Origin of the sequence: Candidatus Allofournierella excrementavium (genome assembly GCF_048526665.1) — a bacterium.
Taxonomy (GTDB): domain Bacteria; phylum Bacillota; class Clostridia; order Oscillospirales; family Ruminococcaceae; genus Allofournierella_A; species Allofournierella_A excrementavium.
In genome coordinates, this window is sequence record NZ_DBGFPE010000014.1 from 1 (window position 1) to 14,292 (window position 14,292).

The window sequence follows — 14,292 nt, forward strand, 5'->3', positions numbered from 1 at the left end:
AGAAGCCCAAGGAGTGAGTGGTCAGCCAGTTGCTCCTCTCATTGTAGCTTAGGCACGAGATGGAGGAAAAGCCGGACTGGCTGCCCGGCTTTCCTGTCCAAATTTATTGTAATAGGAGTTTGGCAGTATGCTTTTACAATGGTCCGCCCCCGAATATATGCCTCACTCTTTTCAGGTTTCCGGCCTTTCGGGTACCGTAGGGCATAAACAAACCGGCAACTGCTTTGATCTCACAAAACAGGTTGCCGATGGTTTTGTGGGTATGCAGGAGTTATCAAAAGGGCTGTTTTTGGTTCAGTCTGAAATGGCCTTTAAGCGGGAAACGGAATTGTACGAAGAATATCCAGAGCGCAAGGTCTTTCAGCTTTCCTTCTGTATGAATGGAATCTGCGAATGGGATTATCGCCAAAAGCAAGGCGAGCACTACCAGCTTTCCCCAACACAGTGCAGTTTGCAATGTGGGACGTTTTCACAGTGCGTAAGCCATTTCGGTTCCGAGCAGCCTTACCATACCTTGAGCATTTCGCTGGAGGAAGGACGTTTTTCCTCACTGACAGAAGATTTAGAAGCAGCGCATTTAATTCGGCGGGATGATAAGATTTGTACCCATGTATTTTCCACCACACCGGAGATACGCCTTGTTTTACAGCAGTTGTTGGACTGCCCGCCCGAGCGGAAGCTGCGCAAGTTGTATCTGGAAGGAAAGGTTTTAGAACTGCTGTCTTTGTTTTGTGATGAAGCGATTGGCAAGCAGAAAAATACCAAAGATATTTCCAGAGAAGATTACCGATGCTTGATGAAAGCGAGGGAAATTATCGACAATCATTTCCTCCATCCTTTGACAATCGCACAGATTGCCGAACAATGTTTTTTGAGCGAAACCAAATTGAAACAGGGGTTCAAAATCTGTTTTAATTGCACGGTTTATGAATACATCGTGGAAAAACGAATGGAGATGGCCTACCGCCTGCTGCAAAGCGGAAAGTACAAGGTAAAAGACGTGGTATGGATGGTAGGATATACCAACGCAAGCCATTTTATCGACACTTTTAAAAAAAGATATGGCGTTACGCCCGGAGAAATTTAAGTTCCTACTCTGCGGGAAAACTTTGGAGAATCGGCACTTGCCAATCTTTCGCATCATGTTAAATTAGGAGAAAAAATATGTCTTTCTTTCAAAACACCTGCAAACCAAAAGGATTCGCCGGGAAGATCATGGTCAATATGATGAACACCGGTCATGCCGCACTTGCAGAATGGGGCTTGACGCACATAAAAATCCGCGACGATGATTTCTGTCTGGATATTGGCTGCGGTGGAGGGGCTAACCTCAAACGCCTTTTGGGAAAAAGTTCAAATGGACACATAACTGGTGTTGACTACTCCGAAGTTAGTGTTCAGAAGTCGAAAAAACTCAATCGGGCAGCAATTCAGGAAGGCCGATGCGAGGTTTTGCAAGGCAATGTTATGAATCTGCCGTTTTCAGAAAACAGTTTCCACTTGATAACTGCCTTTGAAACGATCTACTTTTGGCCTGATATTCAAGTTGCTTTTCAGCAAGTATATCGTGTGCTTAAAAATAGCGGGACTTTCCTGATCTGCAATGAAGCCAATGGGAAAAATACAAAGGACGAAAAATGGACAGATATAATCCACGGCATGACAATTTATACTTCCGAACAGATTGAAAGAGCATTGGAAAATGCCGGGTTTTCAAAAATTCAAGTAGAGCAAAATGAGAAAGGTTGGCTCTGTGCGATTTGCAAAAGAGATAATTGAAAATATGATTATACAAAAAAGGTACGTCAGCATACTACGCTAACGTACCTTTTCATTTTTCCTCAACTTTATTATTTTCACAGATTGGCAAGCAATGCAAACATATACATGTTTTGCGATTTTGGCCGGATTGCACCGGCCAAAATGCTTGTTGAGGGATTCCCCCCAAGCCCCCAAGATCGTCCCCATTCGGTGACGGCTGCGCGTCCTGCGGACGCTGAAAAATTTTAAGAAGCAAAAGAAAACCTCTATGCAAATGGTTCGTCCATTCACATAGAGGTTTCATATTTCCCGTTCACTTGGCATAGGTTAGTATTTTTGCAATACTTCTTTATGCTCCTCTGCCTTTTGCTCACTCTCTTTTTTTGCGTTGCCGCCGTGTGAGTGACAATTCCGTCACCCGCGCAGGGGAAAAATAAGGTATACTGAAAAAGAGAAGAGGAGGATATGCGCCATGAACGTTTTGCTTGTGGAAGACGAAGAGGCAATCGCCCGCCCGCTGGCGACGCTTCTGCGCGCGGAGGGGTGGACCATCGAGACAGCTGCCACCGCCGCCCGTGCCCGGGAGTTGGCGGCCTCCCGTGCCTTTGACGCCGCGCTCATCGACCTGGGCCTGCCGGACGGCAGCGGCTATGAGGTCTGCCGCGCCGTGCGGGCAGCGGGGGACGCGGCGGTCATCATCCTTACCGCCCGCAGCGATGAGGACAGCGTGGTGCGGGCGCTGGAGGAAGGGGCAGACGACTATGTCGCCAAGCCCTTCCGCGCCCGGGAACTGGTCAGCCGCCTGCGGGCAGTGCTTCGGCGGCGTGGCCCAAAACAGGTGTATTCCTTCGGTGACCTCACGCTGGACGCCCGCTCCGCCCAGGTCACGGTGAACGGCGTGCCGGTGGCTCTCACCGCCCAGGAATACCGCCTTTTGCTGCTGCTGACTTCCCAGGCCGGGCGTGTTTGGGAGCGCGGGCAGCTTTTGCAGGCGCTTTGGGATGACGGCGGCGCCTTTGTGGAGGACAACACCCTCACGGTCACCGTCAAGCGCCTGCGGGAAAAACTGGGTGCCGAGGGCCGCCGCATCACCACGGTGCGGGGCATCGGCTATCGATGGGAGGAAAAGCCATGAGAAGCCGGGAGGCAAAGAAGTTTCTGGTGGGCCTGCTGCTGGCGAGCGCCGTGTTTGCGGCGGCGGGCGCGCTTGCTTTCGGCGCCGGCGCGGCCCTCACTGCCGCCCTGTGCGGCGGGACCTGCCTTGCGCTGGCCGCCGGGTTCTGTGTCTGCCGTGCCCGGGAGATCGACCGGCTCTCGGAGTATCTCGCCAGCGTCTACACCGGCGGCGAGATACTGGACATCCGCACCCAGCGGGAAGGGGAGCTGAACGCCCTGCGGGACGATATTTACAAGATAACCACTATCCTGGGCGAGCAAAAGGCAGCGCTGGAAGAAGACAAGCGCCTGCTGGCTGATTTTCTGGGGGACGTTGCTCACCAGCTGAAAACCCCCATCGCGGCCATCCTGCTCCAGACGGAACTCTGGGAGGACGAAGCGGTTCCGGCAGAAGAAAAGGACCAGTGTGCATGCCGTGTGTCCCAGGCCGCAGAGCGGATGGGCTGGCTGGTGGAGCAGCTGCTCAAGCTTTGCCGGCTGGACGCGGCGGTGGTCCGGTTCGAGCGTAAGCAAAACGACGCGCTGGAGCTGCTGCGCGCCGCCGCGCAGTCGGTCCAGCCGCTGTGCGCGGACCGGGGCGTGGCCGTGGAGTGGGCCGGGCCGCCGGTCAGCTGTTTGTGCGACAGGGCATGGACGCTGGAAGCACTGACCAACCTGGCCAAAAACGCCGCCGAGCACACGGATGCCGGCGGCAGGGTCACGCTTTCCTGTGAGGGCAATGCACTTTACACGGAGTTCGCGGTGGAGAACGACGGCCCGCCCATCCCGGAAGAGGAATTCCCGCATCTGTTCGAGCGATTCTGGCGGGGCAAGAACGCCGCTCCCGGCAGCGCGGGCATCGGCCTCGCGCTGGCAAAGGCCATCGCCCAGGGGCAGGGCGGAACGGTCCGGGCGGAAAACGGCCTCCGGGGCCCCCGCTTCACTCTGCGTTTTTACGCGGGTGACGAAGCTGTCACTGTACTGTCACCGGGCGGTCACCCGGACGCGGTATCCTGAAAACGAAAGGAAGGGATACCATGGCTTTTTTACAGGTAGAACAACTCACAAAGATATACGGTTCAGGCGACGCGGCGGTCCGCGCGCTGGACGGCGTTTCCCTCACTGTGGAGCGGGGCGAATTTGTGGCCGTGATGGGGGCCTCCGGCTCGGGCAAGTCCACGCTGCTGCATCTGCTGGGCGGAGTGGATAAGCCCACTTCCGGGCGCATCACGCTGGACGGCGTCTCCCTCTACGACCAGAAAGAGGAGGAGCTGACGGTGTTCCGCCGCCGGCAGATCGGCCTTGTGTACCAGTTTTACAATCTGGTGCCGCTGCTCACAGTGGAGGAGAACCTCACGCTGCCCCTGCTTCTGGACGGGCGCACCGCCGATCCGGCCCGGGTGCTGGATCTGCTGGCCCGTCTGGGCCTGGAGGGCAAGCGGCGGGCTTTTCCCGCCCAGCTTTCGGGCGGGCAGCAGCAGCGGGTGGCCATCGCCCGCGCCCTCATCACCCACCCGGCACTGCTTTTGGCGGACGAGCCCACCGGCAACCTGGACTCGGCGGCCAGTGAGAGTGTGATGCGCATGCTGGTGCAGCTCAACGAGACCACCGGCCAGACCATTGTGATGATCACCCACGACGAAGCGCTGGCCCTGCAGGCCAAGCGCATCCTCCGCCTGCGGGACGGCCGCATCGTGAAAGACGAGGTGCGGGCATGAAAGCGATGTTCCTCGTCACCTGGCGGCAGTGGCTGCGGGGCGGTGCGCGCACCTGGTTCGTGGCCTTCTCGGCCCTCGTGTGTTCCACGATGCTCGCGGCGGTGCAGTTCGGCGGCTTCTCGCTGGCGGATTCTTTTAAAATGGTGTCTGCCTTTTCTCAAATCGTGCTGGCGGCATCCCAGCTGGTGGTCGCGCTGCTGGTGGTGTTTCTCGCTGTGCTGCTGCGGGGAGCCTTTTCCATGTCGCTGGCTCAGCGCACCCGCATGCTTGGCCAGCTGGCCAGTGTGGGGGCGACCCGCCGCCAGCTTCGGCAGAGCGTGTGGCTGGACGCGCTGTTCCTGTCGGCGTTTGCCGCCCCGCTGGGCGTTTTGTGCGCCGCAGGGGGCCTTGCCGTCACATTCCGGCTTCTGCGGCCTTTCATGGACGCGCTTGCGGCGCGGGGAGTGCGGGAAATCCATCTGGTCATAACGCCCGGCGCGGTGCTGCTGGCGCTGGCCTGCCCGGTGGTCACCCTTTTGCTGGCCGCCAGCGGAACGGCACGGCGGGCGGCGCGCCTTGCGCCCATCGAGGCGGTGCGGGGCATGGCGGAAACGCCGCCCCGACGCGTTCGCCGGCGGGAGCCCCGGCAGGCCCCCGCGCTGCTGGCCAGCCGCAGCGTGCGGCGCGCGGGCGGGCGCTTTCGCACCCAGGTCAGCGTCATCGTGGTGTGCGCGTTGCTCGTTTGCATGGTGAACGGCTTTTCCCGCGGCCTTCTGGCGGGATACTCCAGTCAGTTCGCCACCTACACCTACCGGGTCTATCTCTGGGCGGTGAACACCGACACGCAGCAGCTGCTCGGCCGGCTGAAAGACACAGCCCAACAGACCACCGGCGCCGACGTCTGGGCCACCGAGCGCACCGGCTGGCGCGTATGGGAGAGCCCGGCCCGCAGCTCGGTCCTCATCACCCTGGACGATGAAAGCTTTGCCCGGTGGTATGGCGGTCCGCTGCCCGAAGTGCAGGGCGGCCTTGCCTGTGTATACGCGCCGCCGGAGGAAGGCGTGATGGCATTCGCAGCCGGTGAGCTGCTGAACCAGGGGACGGAACAGGCGCTTGCGGTGGCGGACGTCTGCACCGCGCCGCTGCCCGACGGGGTGCTCTGGCAGGACACCTATATGGCCATGTACCCCAATGGCGTGCTCATCACCAGCCAGAGCGCCTTCGATGCATTGCGGGGCACCGAGGTCACCGGCGAGGACAAGCGGGAATTCGAGTTTTTTGTGGACGCGGAGGATTCCTCCCGGCTCACCCCCGCCCTGATACAGACCCTGACGGAGCTGGGGGCCAGCGAGCGCTACGCCGGCGGCCAGACGAACACCGGGTGGCAGATCGAGGACCTCACCCCCACATCGCCCACCCGGATCTATCAAAAGGCGGTGCGGGTGCTGCTGAACGTCTTTGCGGGTGGTTTTGAAGTGCTGACGGCGCTGGGCTGCGGCGCGGCCCTGCTCGGCTCCATCGGGGCGGAGACCCAGCTGCGCCGCCGGGAGTTCGCCCTGCTGCGCAGTGCCGGCATGACCAGGGGCGATGTGGCGGCCATGCTGCGGCGGGAAACGCTGCTGCGCTGTGCCTGGGGCCTGGGTCTCGGGCTGCCGGCGGGGGCGGCCCTCTGGCTGGGCACCGCCCGGTGGCTGCTGGGCCGCTATATGTTCAGCCAGACGCGCACCACACTTTTGCTGTCCGTGCTGGGCTGCGCCGGGGCCATCGCGCTGGTAACGCTGCTGCTCTGCCTTGCGGCGGAGCGGGCGGCGCTGAAGGCGGCTCTGCACAGCGATATTCGCAGCGACCTTATGCGGGAGTGACCCAGCGTTTGAAAAAGAAGGGGAGAGGCCCTTGTTTTCGTGCACCTGCCACAAAAGGGGACGGTTTGTTTTTTCGTTCGATGCCTTGCAATCTGCAAGAGATTGTGATAGACTTTAGTTGAGTAAAAGTCTGAAGGATGTGCGAGGTGTATCATGGTCGAGAAAGCTCGTCTAAAAAATCAAACCACCAAAGCCCTGTTTGAAGCGATCCTTTCGCTGGAGAATATGGAAGAGTGCGATACCTTCTTCGAGGACCTGTGCACGATGAAGGAACTCGCTGACATGGCGCAGCGGCTGGAGGCCGCCAAAATGCTGCTGGACGGCAAGACCTACGAACAAATCGTCCGGGAGGTGGAGATCAGCACCGCCACCATTAGCCGCATCAACCGATGCATCCAGTACGGCAACGGAGGATACGCGTTGATCATCAACCGGCTCAAGGAAAAGGAAAAAGAGCAGGCCTGAGGCAAAAAAATCGGCCAGCCGCCCGAAAGCGGCTGGCCGTATTTTTTTGTTTGTTCCGTTTATTGCTGAGAACGGAAGCGCAGGTTGCCCTCGTCGTCCATGTAGTCCACGATGGCAAGGCTGGTCAGCTTGTAGCCCTGGCTGCGCAGGGTCTCGCCGCCGGGCTGGAAGCCCTTCTCAATGGCGATGCCGATGCCGCCCACCGTGGCGCCCGCCTGCTTGCACACGTCCAGCAGGCCGTGCATGGCTTTGCCCACCGCCAGGAAATCGTCCACGATGAGCACCTTGTCCTCGGGCCCGAGGAACTTCTTGGAGAGGGTGATGTCGTAGTCCTTGCCGTAGGTGAAGGAGTGAACGGTGGAGGTGTACACATCCCCGTCGATGTTCTTGCTCTTCGCCTTCTTGGCGAACACCACGGGCACGCCGAAGTGCCACGCGGTCATGCAGGCGATGGCGATGCCGGACGCCTCGATGGTAAGGATCTTGTTGATGCCGTCGTTCTTGTAGACCTCGTAGAAGACTTTGCCGATCTCGTCCAGCAGGGCAATGTCCAGCTGGTGATTCAGAAAACAGTCTACCTTTAAAACATTACCGGGGCGCACCTGACCATCCTGAAGGATCCGCTCTTCCAGCAACTGCATGTTATCCATCTCCTACTTCTGTATTGTACCATTGAAATAATATCCCTATTATGACAAAAAACGCTCTCTTTTTCAATGCCCTTTGGCAAGAAAAACGTCTTTTTCAAAAACCTGACGGACTTATACAATCAAAAACGTGCTTTGAAAGCCCCGCTTTGGCCGTGATGATCAATAATCGGGGAAAAAGCACTGTGAATTTATGCAAAGTATCCACTATGACGCTTTACAACGTTAAAAAGTATGTAAAAATAGCGAATTGTATCTTGCGGCGAATGTGTTTATAATTTTAGGAAACAAAAGACCCGGAAAGGCGGCGGAGGAGAGCCTGCCTCCCGGGTCGCACAACAGGAGGGAACATCTATGAAAAAGTTTTTGAGTGCCGCTCTTGCGGCTGCCATGGCGTTCAGCCTGGTCGCCTGCGGCTCCACTCCTTCGTCCACCGCTGGTTCTGACCCCGCTTCTGCGGGCACTTCCACCGCGGGCTCCACTGCCGGCGTGTTCAAGATCGGCGGCATCGGCCCCACTACCGGCGGCGCCGCCACCTACGGCAACGCTGTGAAGAACGGCGCCCAGATCGCCGTGGACGAGATCAATGCCCTGGGCGGCGTTCAGTTCGAGCTGAACTTCCAGGACGACGAGAACGACGTTGAGAAGGCGATGAACGCCTACAACAACCTGAAGGACTGGGGCATGCAGGTCCTGCTGGGCACCGTTACCACCCAGCCCTGCCTGACCGTTGCCCCCGAGACCGCGGCGGACAACCTGTTCCTGCTGACCCCGTCCGCTTCCAACCCGGACGTCATCGCTGAGGACAATGCTTTCCAGGTTTGCTTCACCGACCCCAACCAGGGCATCGCCTCCGCTGACTACATTGCCGACAACGGTCTGGCCACCAAGATCGCCATCATCTACGACAGCTCCGACGCCTACTCCACCGGCATCCGCGACAAGTTCGTGGAAGAGGCCGCCAACAAGGGCCTGGAGATCGTGACCAACGAGGCCTTCACTGCCGACAGCAAGACCGACTTCTCCGTGCAGGTCCAGAAGGCCAAGGACGCCGGCGCCGAGCTGGTGTTCCTGCCCATCTACTACGCCGAGGCCAACCTGATCATCCAGGAGATGGATAAGCAGGGCTTTGACGCGCTGATCTTCGGCTGCGACGGTCTGGACGGCCTGCTGACCATCGAAGGCGCTGACCTGTCCCTGTTCGAGGGCGTTATGCTGCTGACCCCCTTCGTTGCGGACGCTGACGACGAGGCCACTCAGGCTTTCGTTTCCAAGTACCAGGAGAAGTACGGCGAGATCCCCAACCAGTTCGCCGCTGACGCCTACGACGGCATCTACACCATCCTGGCTGCCATCGAGCAGTCCGGCGCCACCCCCGACATGGACGCTTCCACCCTGTGCGACGCTCTGAAGGCTGCCATGACCGAGATCACCGTGGACGGCCTGACCGGCGAAGGCATGCAGTGGGAGGCCACCGGCGAGGTGAACAAGGCTCCCCGCGCCATGAAGATCGAGAACGGCGCTTACACCGCGATGTAATTGCGGCGTTTCCCAATGCACCAAAGGGGGTGCCGGCCAGATGTGCCGGCACCCTCTTTTTGACAAAAAGGCGGTTTTCCCGCAAAGTTTTTCTTGTGTGCACTTTAGAACAGTGCTATAATGAGTAGGATATTTGCGGGTCGGGCTCGCCGCCGCCGAAGGGCGGGGGAGAGGCCGGCTTAAGGAAAAGGGGAATTGGGCATGGAGTTTATATCCTATCTGATCAATGGCATCAGCCTCGGCAGCGTGTATGCCATTATCGCCCTGGGCTACACCATGGTCTACGGCATCGCCAAGATGCTAAACTTTGCTCACGGTGACGTTATCATGGTGGGCAGCTACATCGTGTTCATCGCGGTCAACCAGATGGGGATCCCGCCGTTGGTGGCGATCCTGATCTCTATGGCGCTGTGCACGGTGCTGGGTCTGGCCATCGAGCGCTTCGCATACAAGCCGCTGCGCGGCGCCTCTTCGCTGGCGGTGCTGATCACGGCCATCGGCGTGAGCTATCTGTTGCAGAATCTGGCGCTGCTGATCTGGGGCTCCGACCCGAAGAACTTCACCTCCGTGGTGTCCATCCCTGCGCTGGACCTGCATCTGGCGGGCGGCAAGATTGTTATCTCCTCCGAGACGGTGATCACCATTGTTTCGGCGGCGGTCATCATGGTGGGCCTGAGCCTTTTCGTCAACCACACCAAGCTTGGCCATGCGATGCTGGCGGTCTCCGAAGACAAGGGCGCGGCCCAGCTGATGGGCGTGAACGTGAACTCCACCATCGCCCTCACCTTTGCCATCGGCTCTGCGCTGGCTGCTGTGGCCGGTGTGCTGCTGTGCTCGGCGTATCCCTCGCTGACCCCTACCACCGGCGCGATGCCCGGCATCAAGGCCTTCACGGCTGCGGTGTTCGGCGGCATCGGCTCCATTCCCGGCGCGATGCTGGGCGGCGTGCTGCTGGGCATCATCGAGATCATGAGCAAGGCGTATGTGTCCACCCAGCTGGCGGATGCCATTGTGTTCGCCGTGCTGATCATCGTGCTGCTGGTGCGGCCCACGGGTCTTTTGGGCAAGCCCATGAACGAGAAGGTGTGAGGTGGCTGTGATGAACGCATTGAAAAACATGAAAAAGACCACGCGCAGCAATCTGATCACCTACGGCATCGTCGTGGTATTCTATATCGTCGTGCAGGCGCTGACCGTGGGCGGCGTGCTGAACAACTCCATGAAGGGCATGCTGGTGCCCATCTGCACCTATGTGGTGCTTGCTATCTCGCTGAACCTCACCGTGGGCATCCTGGGCGAGCTGAGCCTGGGCCATGCGGGCTTTATGAGCGTGGGCGCTTTCTCCGGCGCGGTGTTCTGGGTCGTCACCGGCTCTGAAATGCCCTCTGTGCTGGGCTTTGCGCTCTCCATGCTCATCGGCGGTGTGGTGGCCGGCGTGTTCGGCTTCCTCATCGGCATCCCGGTGCTGCGTCTGCGAGGCGACTATCTCGCCATCGTGACCCTGGCTTTCGGCGAGATCATCAAGAACGTGCTGAACACCGTGTATCTGGGCCTTGATTCGAACGGCTTCCACTTCTCCATCAAGGACTCCGCCTCCATGGGCCTTGCGGCGGACGGCGACGTTATCATCAACGGCGCCATCGGCATCAGCGGCATGAAGAAGGCGTCCACCTTCCTGGCGGGCATCATCCTCATCCTCATCACCCTGTTCGTGATTTTGAACCTCATCAACTCCCGCGCGGGCCGGGCCATCATGTCCATCCGCGACAACCGCATCGCCGCCGAGGCCACCGGCATCAACGTGACCAAGTACAAGCTGATGGCCTTCATCATCTCCGCGGTGTTCGCGGGCATGGCCGGCGTTCTGTATGCGCTGAACTTCTCCGCGCTGGCGGCCAAGAAGTTTGACTACAACACCTCCATCCTGGTGCTGGTGTTCGTGGTGCTGGGCGGCATCGGCAACATCCGCGGTTCCATGATCGCGGCCACCGTGCTCTACGTTCTGCCTGAGCTGCTGCGCGGCGTGGCGGACTACCGCATGCTGGTGTACGCCATCGTGCTGATCGTGATGATGATCTTCAACCAGAGCCCCCAGATCGTGGCCTGGCGCGCGCAGATGGCCGACAGGATCGCTGCAAACCCGAAATTCCGCAAACTGGCGGCCCGCTTCCAAAAGAACGGCCCGCAGGGCAAGAAAGAGGAGGCGTGAGGCATGGCACTGCTTGAAGTAACCAACCTGGGCATCGCCTTCGGCGGTCTGCAGGCTGTGGCCCAGCTGGACATGAAGATGGAAAAAGGCCAGCTCTACGGCCTCATCGGTCCCAACGGCGCCGGCAAGACCACGGTGTTCAACATGCTCACCGGCGTGTATCGTCCCACCGAGGGTGACATCATCCTGGACGGCAAGAACATCACCGGCCAGCAGCCGGCCAAGATCAACCAGGAGGGCATCGCCCGTACCTTCCAGAACATCCGTCTGTTCGACCAGATGAGCGTTCTGGACAACGTGAAGATCGGCCTGCACAATCAGGTGAAATATTCCATGTGGACCGGCATCTTCCGCCTGCCCGGCTTCCGTGAGAAGGAACGCCAGATGAACAAGCAGGCGATGCAGCTGCTCAAAATCTTCGACTTGGACAAAGAGGCCGACCTGCCCGCTTCCAGCCTGCCCTACGGCAAGCAGCGCAAGCTGGAGATTGCCCGCGCACTGGCCACCAACCCAAAGCTGCTGCTGCTGGATGAGCCCGCCGCCGGCATGAACCCCAACGAGACCGAAGAGCTGATGAACACCATCAAGGCGGTGCGCGACCGCTTCGATCTGGCTATCCTGCTCATCGAGCACGACATGAACTTTGTCATGGGCATCTGCGAGTACATCTATGTGCTGGACTATGGCCGTGTCATCGCCCAGGGCACGGGCGAATCCATCCGCAATAACCCCAAGGTCATTGCAGCGTATCTGGGAGGTGATTGAGCCATGGGTGAAATGCTTCGTGTACAGGACATCAACGTGTTTTACGGCTCCATCCATGCCATCCGGGATATTTCCTTCCATGTGGATGAGGGCGAGATCGTCACCCTGATCGGCGCCAACGGCGCCGGCAAGACCACCACCATGCACGCTATCTCCGGCCTGCTCAAACTCAAGGGCGGCGAGATCGACTTCATGGGCCAGAAGATCAGCCAGATGGAGGCCCACAAGATCATCCGCCTGCGCCTGGCTCAGGTGCCGGAAGGCCGCCGTGTGTTCAGCCACCTGTCGGTGCAGGAGAACCTGGAGATGGGCGCCTTCACCCGCAAGGACTCCAAGGACGCCATTGCCGACGATTTGGAAATGGTGTTCGAGCGGCTGCCCCGCCTGAAAGAGCGGCGCAAGCAGCAGGCGGGCACCCTGTCCGGCGGCGAGCAGCAGATGCTGGCCATCGGCCGCGCGCTGATGTGCAAGCCCAAGATGCTGCTTCTGGACGAACCCAGCATGGGCCTGTCGCCTCTTCTGGTGAAGGAGATCTTCCACATCATCGAGGACGTGAACCGGGACGGCGTGACCGTTCTTCTGGTGGAACAGAACGCCAAGATGGCGCTGGAAATCGCCGACCGTGCCTATGTGCTGGAGACCGGCACCATCAAGATGGAAGGCCCTGCCGACGAGCTGGCCAACAACATCGAGGTGCGCAAAGCCTATCTGGGCTGCTGAAAAACAAAGAGCAGGGGAGAAACATGCCCCTGCTCTTTTTCCTTTTCCGGGTGCGCGGAACAAAACACAGACGGCGGCATATAGTGGGATAGTCAGCACGAACGTGTTGCAACACACCATTTTTCAGGAGGTATGCCTTATGTCCATGCCCGTTATTTCCATGCATCCCAATCCCATCACCATGTGCCAGGCGGTCACCGACCTGCTGGAGAGCATCGCGCTGGAGGAGACGGCTCTCAGCCACATCCTCAACGCTGAGGGCGAGAAGCTGCAGTGCGTCATCGGTATGGAGGACGTGAACTTCTGCCAGCTGATGGAGGTCAACGAGTCCGTGGCCAACATGGTCAACGTCGTGGCCACCATGGAGCAGGCGCTGAAGGATAAGCTGGAGTTCATCAGCAACAACCTGTATTATCCCGCCCGCGTGGAGTGAAACAAAAAAATGCCTGCTGAAAGCAGGCATTTTTGCATTTTGGGGCTTGACAGGAAGCCCTCTTTTCGGTATTATATATAAGCGGCTTTGAGGGCCGCAGAGAGAATGGAAAGATGGCTGAGCTGGTCTAAGGCGCACGACTGGAAATCGTGTGTGGGCTATAAACCCACCGAGGGTTCGAATCCCTCTCTTTCCGCCATAACCGGGCAGACGCCGTGCGTCTGCCCGGTTTTGTTTGTGAGGTGAGCCCGATGAAGCTGTTTCCTGCGTTCAGGCGCCAGCCCCACGGCGCGGCAAGGCGCATTGCCGGAGCCTGTCTTTTTGCGGGCATCGTCCTGGCGGCCGCCGCGGCGGTCGTGCTCTTAAATGACGGACCGCCTCGTCTGAACGCGCCCTCCCGAAACCGGTATCCAGTGCGCGGCGTGGATGTGTCTGTCTATCAGGGCGAGATCGACTGGCAGGCGCTGGCGCGGCAGGGCGTTTCCTTCGCGTTCATCAAGGCAACGGAGGGCAGCGGCTCACAGGACCCGAACTTCCGGCAGAACTGGCAGCAGGCGCGCCAGAGTGGTCTGCGGGCCGGGGCCTATCACTTTTTCAGTTTTGAAAGCGGGGGAGACACCCAGGCGGAAAATTTCATCCGGGCAGTGGAACCGTTCGACGGGATGCTGCCGCCCGTGGTGGATGTGGAGCTCTATGGCAGCAAGAAGCTGCATCCGCCCGCCCGAGAGGAAGTGACCGAGCAGCTCACGCTGCTTTTGAAGCGGCTGGAGGAGCATTATGGCATGCGCCCGGTGCTCTACGCCACCGGCAGCGCCTATGGCCGGTATCTGGCGGGGGGTTACGAAGGATACGATATCTGGATACGGAACGTCTATTTCACCCCTCGCCTCAAAGACGGCCGGGACTGGACCTTCTGGCAGTACACCGACCGCGGGCAGCTGGACGGATACGCCGGCGAAGAGCCTTATATCGACCTGAACGTGTTCAACGGCACAGAAGAATTCGCGGCCTATCCTGAAAGCCAAACGAGATAAAGCAA

The 14,292-nt window shown here is 59.1% G+C and carries 15 protein-coding genes and 1 tRNA gene; 15 read left to right on the top strand and 1 reads right to left on the bottom strand.

The window, feature by feature from the left end; genetic code table 11:
• Nucleotides 1-127: 127 nt before the first annotated feature.
• The 7 genes from ACMI1Q_RS03785 (at nt 128) to ACMI1Q_RS03815 (ending at nt 6,940) form a co-directional block, all read left to right on the top strand.
• Nucleotides 128-1,087, top strand: a complete 960-nt coding sequence (locus tag ACMI1Q_RS03785) for a helix-turn-helix transcriptional regulator (RefSeq protein ID WP_052537615.1) — start codon at nt 128-130, stop codon at nt 1,085-1,087.
• Between the two features lie 77 nt (nt 1,088-1,164).
• Nucleotides 1,165-1,779 (top strand): class I SAM-dependent methyltransferase, encoded by a 615-nt coding sequence (locus ACMI1Q_RS03790; RefSeq protein WP_021658797.1) that lies wholly within the window; start codon nt 1,165-1,167, stop codon nt 1,777-1,779.
• 454 nt (nt 1,780-2,233) lie between these two features.
• Nucleotides 2,234-2,896 carry a response regulator transcription factor gene (locus ACMI1Q_RS03795; RefSeq protein ID WP_419502862.1) on the top strand — a complete coding sequence of 221 codons (663 nt, stop codon included), beginning with the start codon at nt 2,234-2,236 and terminating at the stop codon, nt 2,894-2,896.
• Nucleotides 2,893-3,933: a sensor histidine kinase gene (locus ACMI1Q_RS03800; RefSeq protein ID WP_419502863.1), complete on the top strand. Its 1,041-nt coding sequence runs from the start codon at nt 2,893-2,895 to the stop codon at nt 3,931-3,933. Before ACMI1Q_RS03795 ends, ACMI1Q_RS03800 begins: the two co-directional genes overlap by 4 nt.
• 20 nt (nt 3,934-3,953) lie before the next feature.
• Complete coding sequence (locus tag ACMI1Q_RS03805) at nt 3,954-4,634, top strand: ABC transporter ATP-binding protein (protein WP_419502864.1); 681 nt, start codon at nt 3,954-3,956, stop codon at nt 4,632-4,634.
• Nucleotides 4,631-6,475, top strand: coding sequence for an FtsX-like permease family protein (locus ACMI1Q_RS03810; protein WP_419502865.1), 1,845 nt, complete (start codon nt 4,631-4,633; stop codon nt 6,473-6,475). Before ACMI1Q_RS03805 ends, ACMI1Q_RS03810 begins: the two co-directional genes overlap by 4 nt.
• A gap of 153 nt (nt 6,476-6,628) precedes the next feature.
• Nucleotides 6,629-6,940 carry a YerC/YecD family TrpR-related protein gene (locus ACMI1Q_RS03815; protein ID WP_330056474.1) on the top strand — a complete coding sequence of 104 codons (312 nt, stop codon included), beginning with the start codon at nt 6,629-6,631 and terminating at the stop codon, nt 6,938-6,940.
• A 59-nt stretch (nt 6,941-6,999) separates the two neighbouring features.
• On the opposite strand, the gene ACMI1Q_RS03820 is transcribed toward ACMI1Q_RS03815, so the two are convergent.
• A complete protein-coding gene (locus ACMI1Q_RS03820) occupies nt 7,000-7,581 on the bottom strand; it encodes a xanthine phosphoribosyltransferase (RefSeq protein WP_419502866.1) in 582 nt (193 codons plus the stop codon).
• 360 nt (nt 7,582-7,941) lie between these two features.
• On the opposite strand from ACMI1Q_RS03820, the gene ACMI1Q_RS03825 reads away from it, so the two are divergent.
• The 8 genes from ACMI1Q_RS03825 to ACMI1Q_RS03860 all read left to right on the top strand — a co-directional run bounded on the left by ACMI1Q_RS03825 (nt 7,942) and on the right by ACMI1Q_RS03860 (nt 14,287).
• On the top strand, nt 7,942-9,126 hold the full coding sequence (locus tag ACMI1Q_RS03825) for an ABC transporter substrate-binding protein (protein WP_394980890.1): 1,185 nt from the start codon (nt 7,942-7,944) through the stop codon (nt 9,124-9,126).
• Nucleotides 9,127-9,327: 201 nt separating this feature from the next.
• Nucleotides 9,328-10,215: a branched-chain amino acid ABC transporter permease gene (locus ACMI1Q_RS03830; RefSeq protein WP_330056480.1), complete on the top strand. Its 888-nt coding sequence runs from the start codon at nt 9,328-9,330 to the stop codon at nt 10,213-10,215.
• Between the two features lie 10 nt (nt 10,216-10,225).
• Nucleotides 10,226-11,335: a branched-chain amino acid ABC transporter permease gene (locus tag ACMI1Q_RS03835; protein WP_330056481.1), complete on the top strand. Its 1,110-nt coding sequence runs from the start codon at nt 10,226-10,228 to the stop codon at nt 11,333-11,335.
• Nucleotides 11,336-11,338: 3 nt separating this feature from the next.
• On the top strand, nt 11,339-12,100 hold the full coding sequence (locus ACMI1Q_RS03840) for an ABC transporter ATP-binding protein (protein WP_177521120.1): 762 nt from the start codon (nt 11,339-11,341) through the stop codon (nt 12,098-12,100).
• A gap of 3 nt (nt 12,101-12,103) precedes the next feature.
• A complete protein-coding gene (locus ACMI1Q_RS03845) occupies nt 12,104-12,820 on the top strand; it encodes an ABC transporter ATP-binding protein (RefSeq protein WP_419502867.1) in 717 nt (238 codons plus the stop codon).
• Nucleotides 12,821-12,959: 139 nt separating this feature from the next.
• Nucleotides 12,960-13,253, top strand: a complete 294-nt coding sequence (locus ACMI1Q_RS03850) for a hypothetical protein (protein ID WP_419502868.1) — start codon at nt 12,960-12,962, stop codon at nt 13,251-13,253.
• Between the two features lie 107 nt (nt 13,254-13,360).
• Nucleotides 13,361-13,452, top strand: a tRNA-Ser gene (locus ACMI1Q_RS03855).
• 229 nt (nt 13,453-13,681) lie between these two features.
• A complete protein-coding gene (locus tag ACMI1Q_RS03860; protein WP_419502869.1) occupies nt 13,682-14,287 on the top strand; it encodes a GH25 family lysozyme in 606 nt (201 codons plus the stop codon).
• Nucleotides 14,288-14,292: the final 5 nt, after the last annotated feature.

Excerpts from the sequence above, each read along its gene's own strand:
- ACMI1Q_RS03800 (WP_419502863.1), top strand. The coding sequence starts at position 2,893 with ATGAGAAGCCGGGAGGCAAAGAAGTTTCTGGTGGGCCTGCTGCTGGCG.
- ACMI1Q_RS03810 (WP_419502865.1), top strand. The coding sequence starts at position 4,631 with ATGAAAGCGATGTTCCTCGTCACCTGGCGGCAGTGGCTGCGGGGCGGT.
- ACMI1Q_RS03795 (WP_419502862.1), top strand. The coding sequence starts at position 2,234 with ATGAACGTTTTGCTTGTGGAAGACGAAGAGGCAATCGCCCGCCCGCTG.
- ACMI1Q_RS03840 (WP_177521120.1), top strand. The coding sequence starts at position 11,339 with ATGGCACTGCTTGAAGTAACCAACCTGGGCATCGCCTTCGGCGGTCTG.
- ACMI1Q_RS03835 (WP_330056481.1), top strand. The coding sequence starts at position 10,226 with ATGAACGCATTGAAAAACATGAAAAAGACCACGCGCAGCAATCTGATC.
- ACMI1Q_RS03815 (WP_330056474.1), top strand. The coding sequence starts at position 6,629 with ATGGTCGAGAAAGCTCGTCTAAAAAATCAAACCACCAAAGCCCTGTTT.
- ACMI1Q_RS03845 (WP_419502867.1), top strand. The coding sequence starts at position 12,104 with ATGGGTGAAATGCTTCGTGTACAGGACATCAACGTGTTTTACGGCTCC.
- ACMI1Q_RS03820 (WP_419502866.1), bottom strand. The coding sequence starts at position 7,581 with ATGCAGTTGCTGGAAGAGCGGATCCTTCAGGATGGTCAGGTGCGCCCC.
- ACMI1Q_RS03825 (WP_394980890.1), top strand. The coding sequence starts at position 7,942 with ATGAAAAAGTTTTTGAGTGCCGCTCTTGCGGCTGCCATGGCGTTCAGC.
- ACMI1Q_RS03830 (WP_330056480.1), top strand. The coding sequence starts at position 9,328 with ATGGAGTTTATATCCTATCTGATCAATGGCATCAGCCTCGGCAGCGTG.
- ACMI1Q_RS03790 (WP_021658797.1), top strand. The coding sequence starts at position 1,165 with ATGTCTTTCTTTCAAAACACCTGCAAACCAAAAGGATTCGCCGGGAAG.
- ACMI1Q_RS03850 (WP_419502868.1), top strand. The coding sequence starts at position 12,960 with ATGTCCATGCCCGTTATTTCCATGCATCCCAATCCCATCACCATGTGC.
- ACMI1Q_RS03785 (WP_052537615.1), top strand. The coding sequence starts at position 128 with ATGCTTTTACAATGGTCCGCCCCCGAATATATGCCTCACTCTTTTCAG.
- ACMI1Q_RS03805 (WP_419502864.1), top strand. The coding sequence starts at position 3,954 with ATGGCTTTTTTACAGGTAGAACAACTCACAAAGATATACGGTTCAGGC.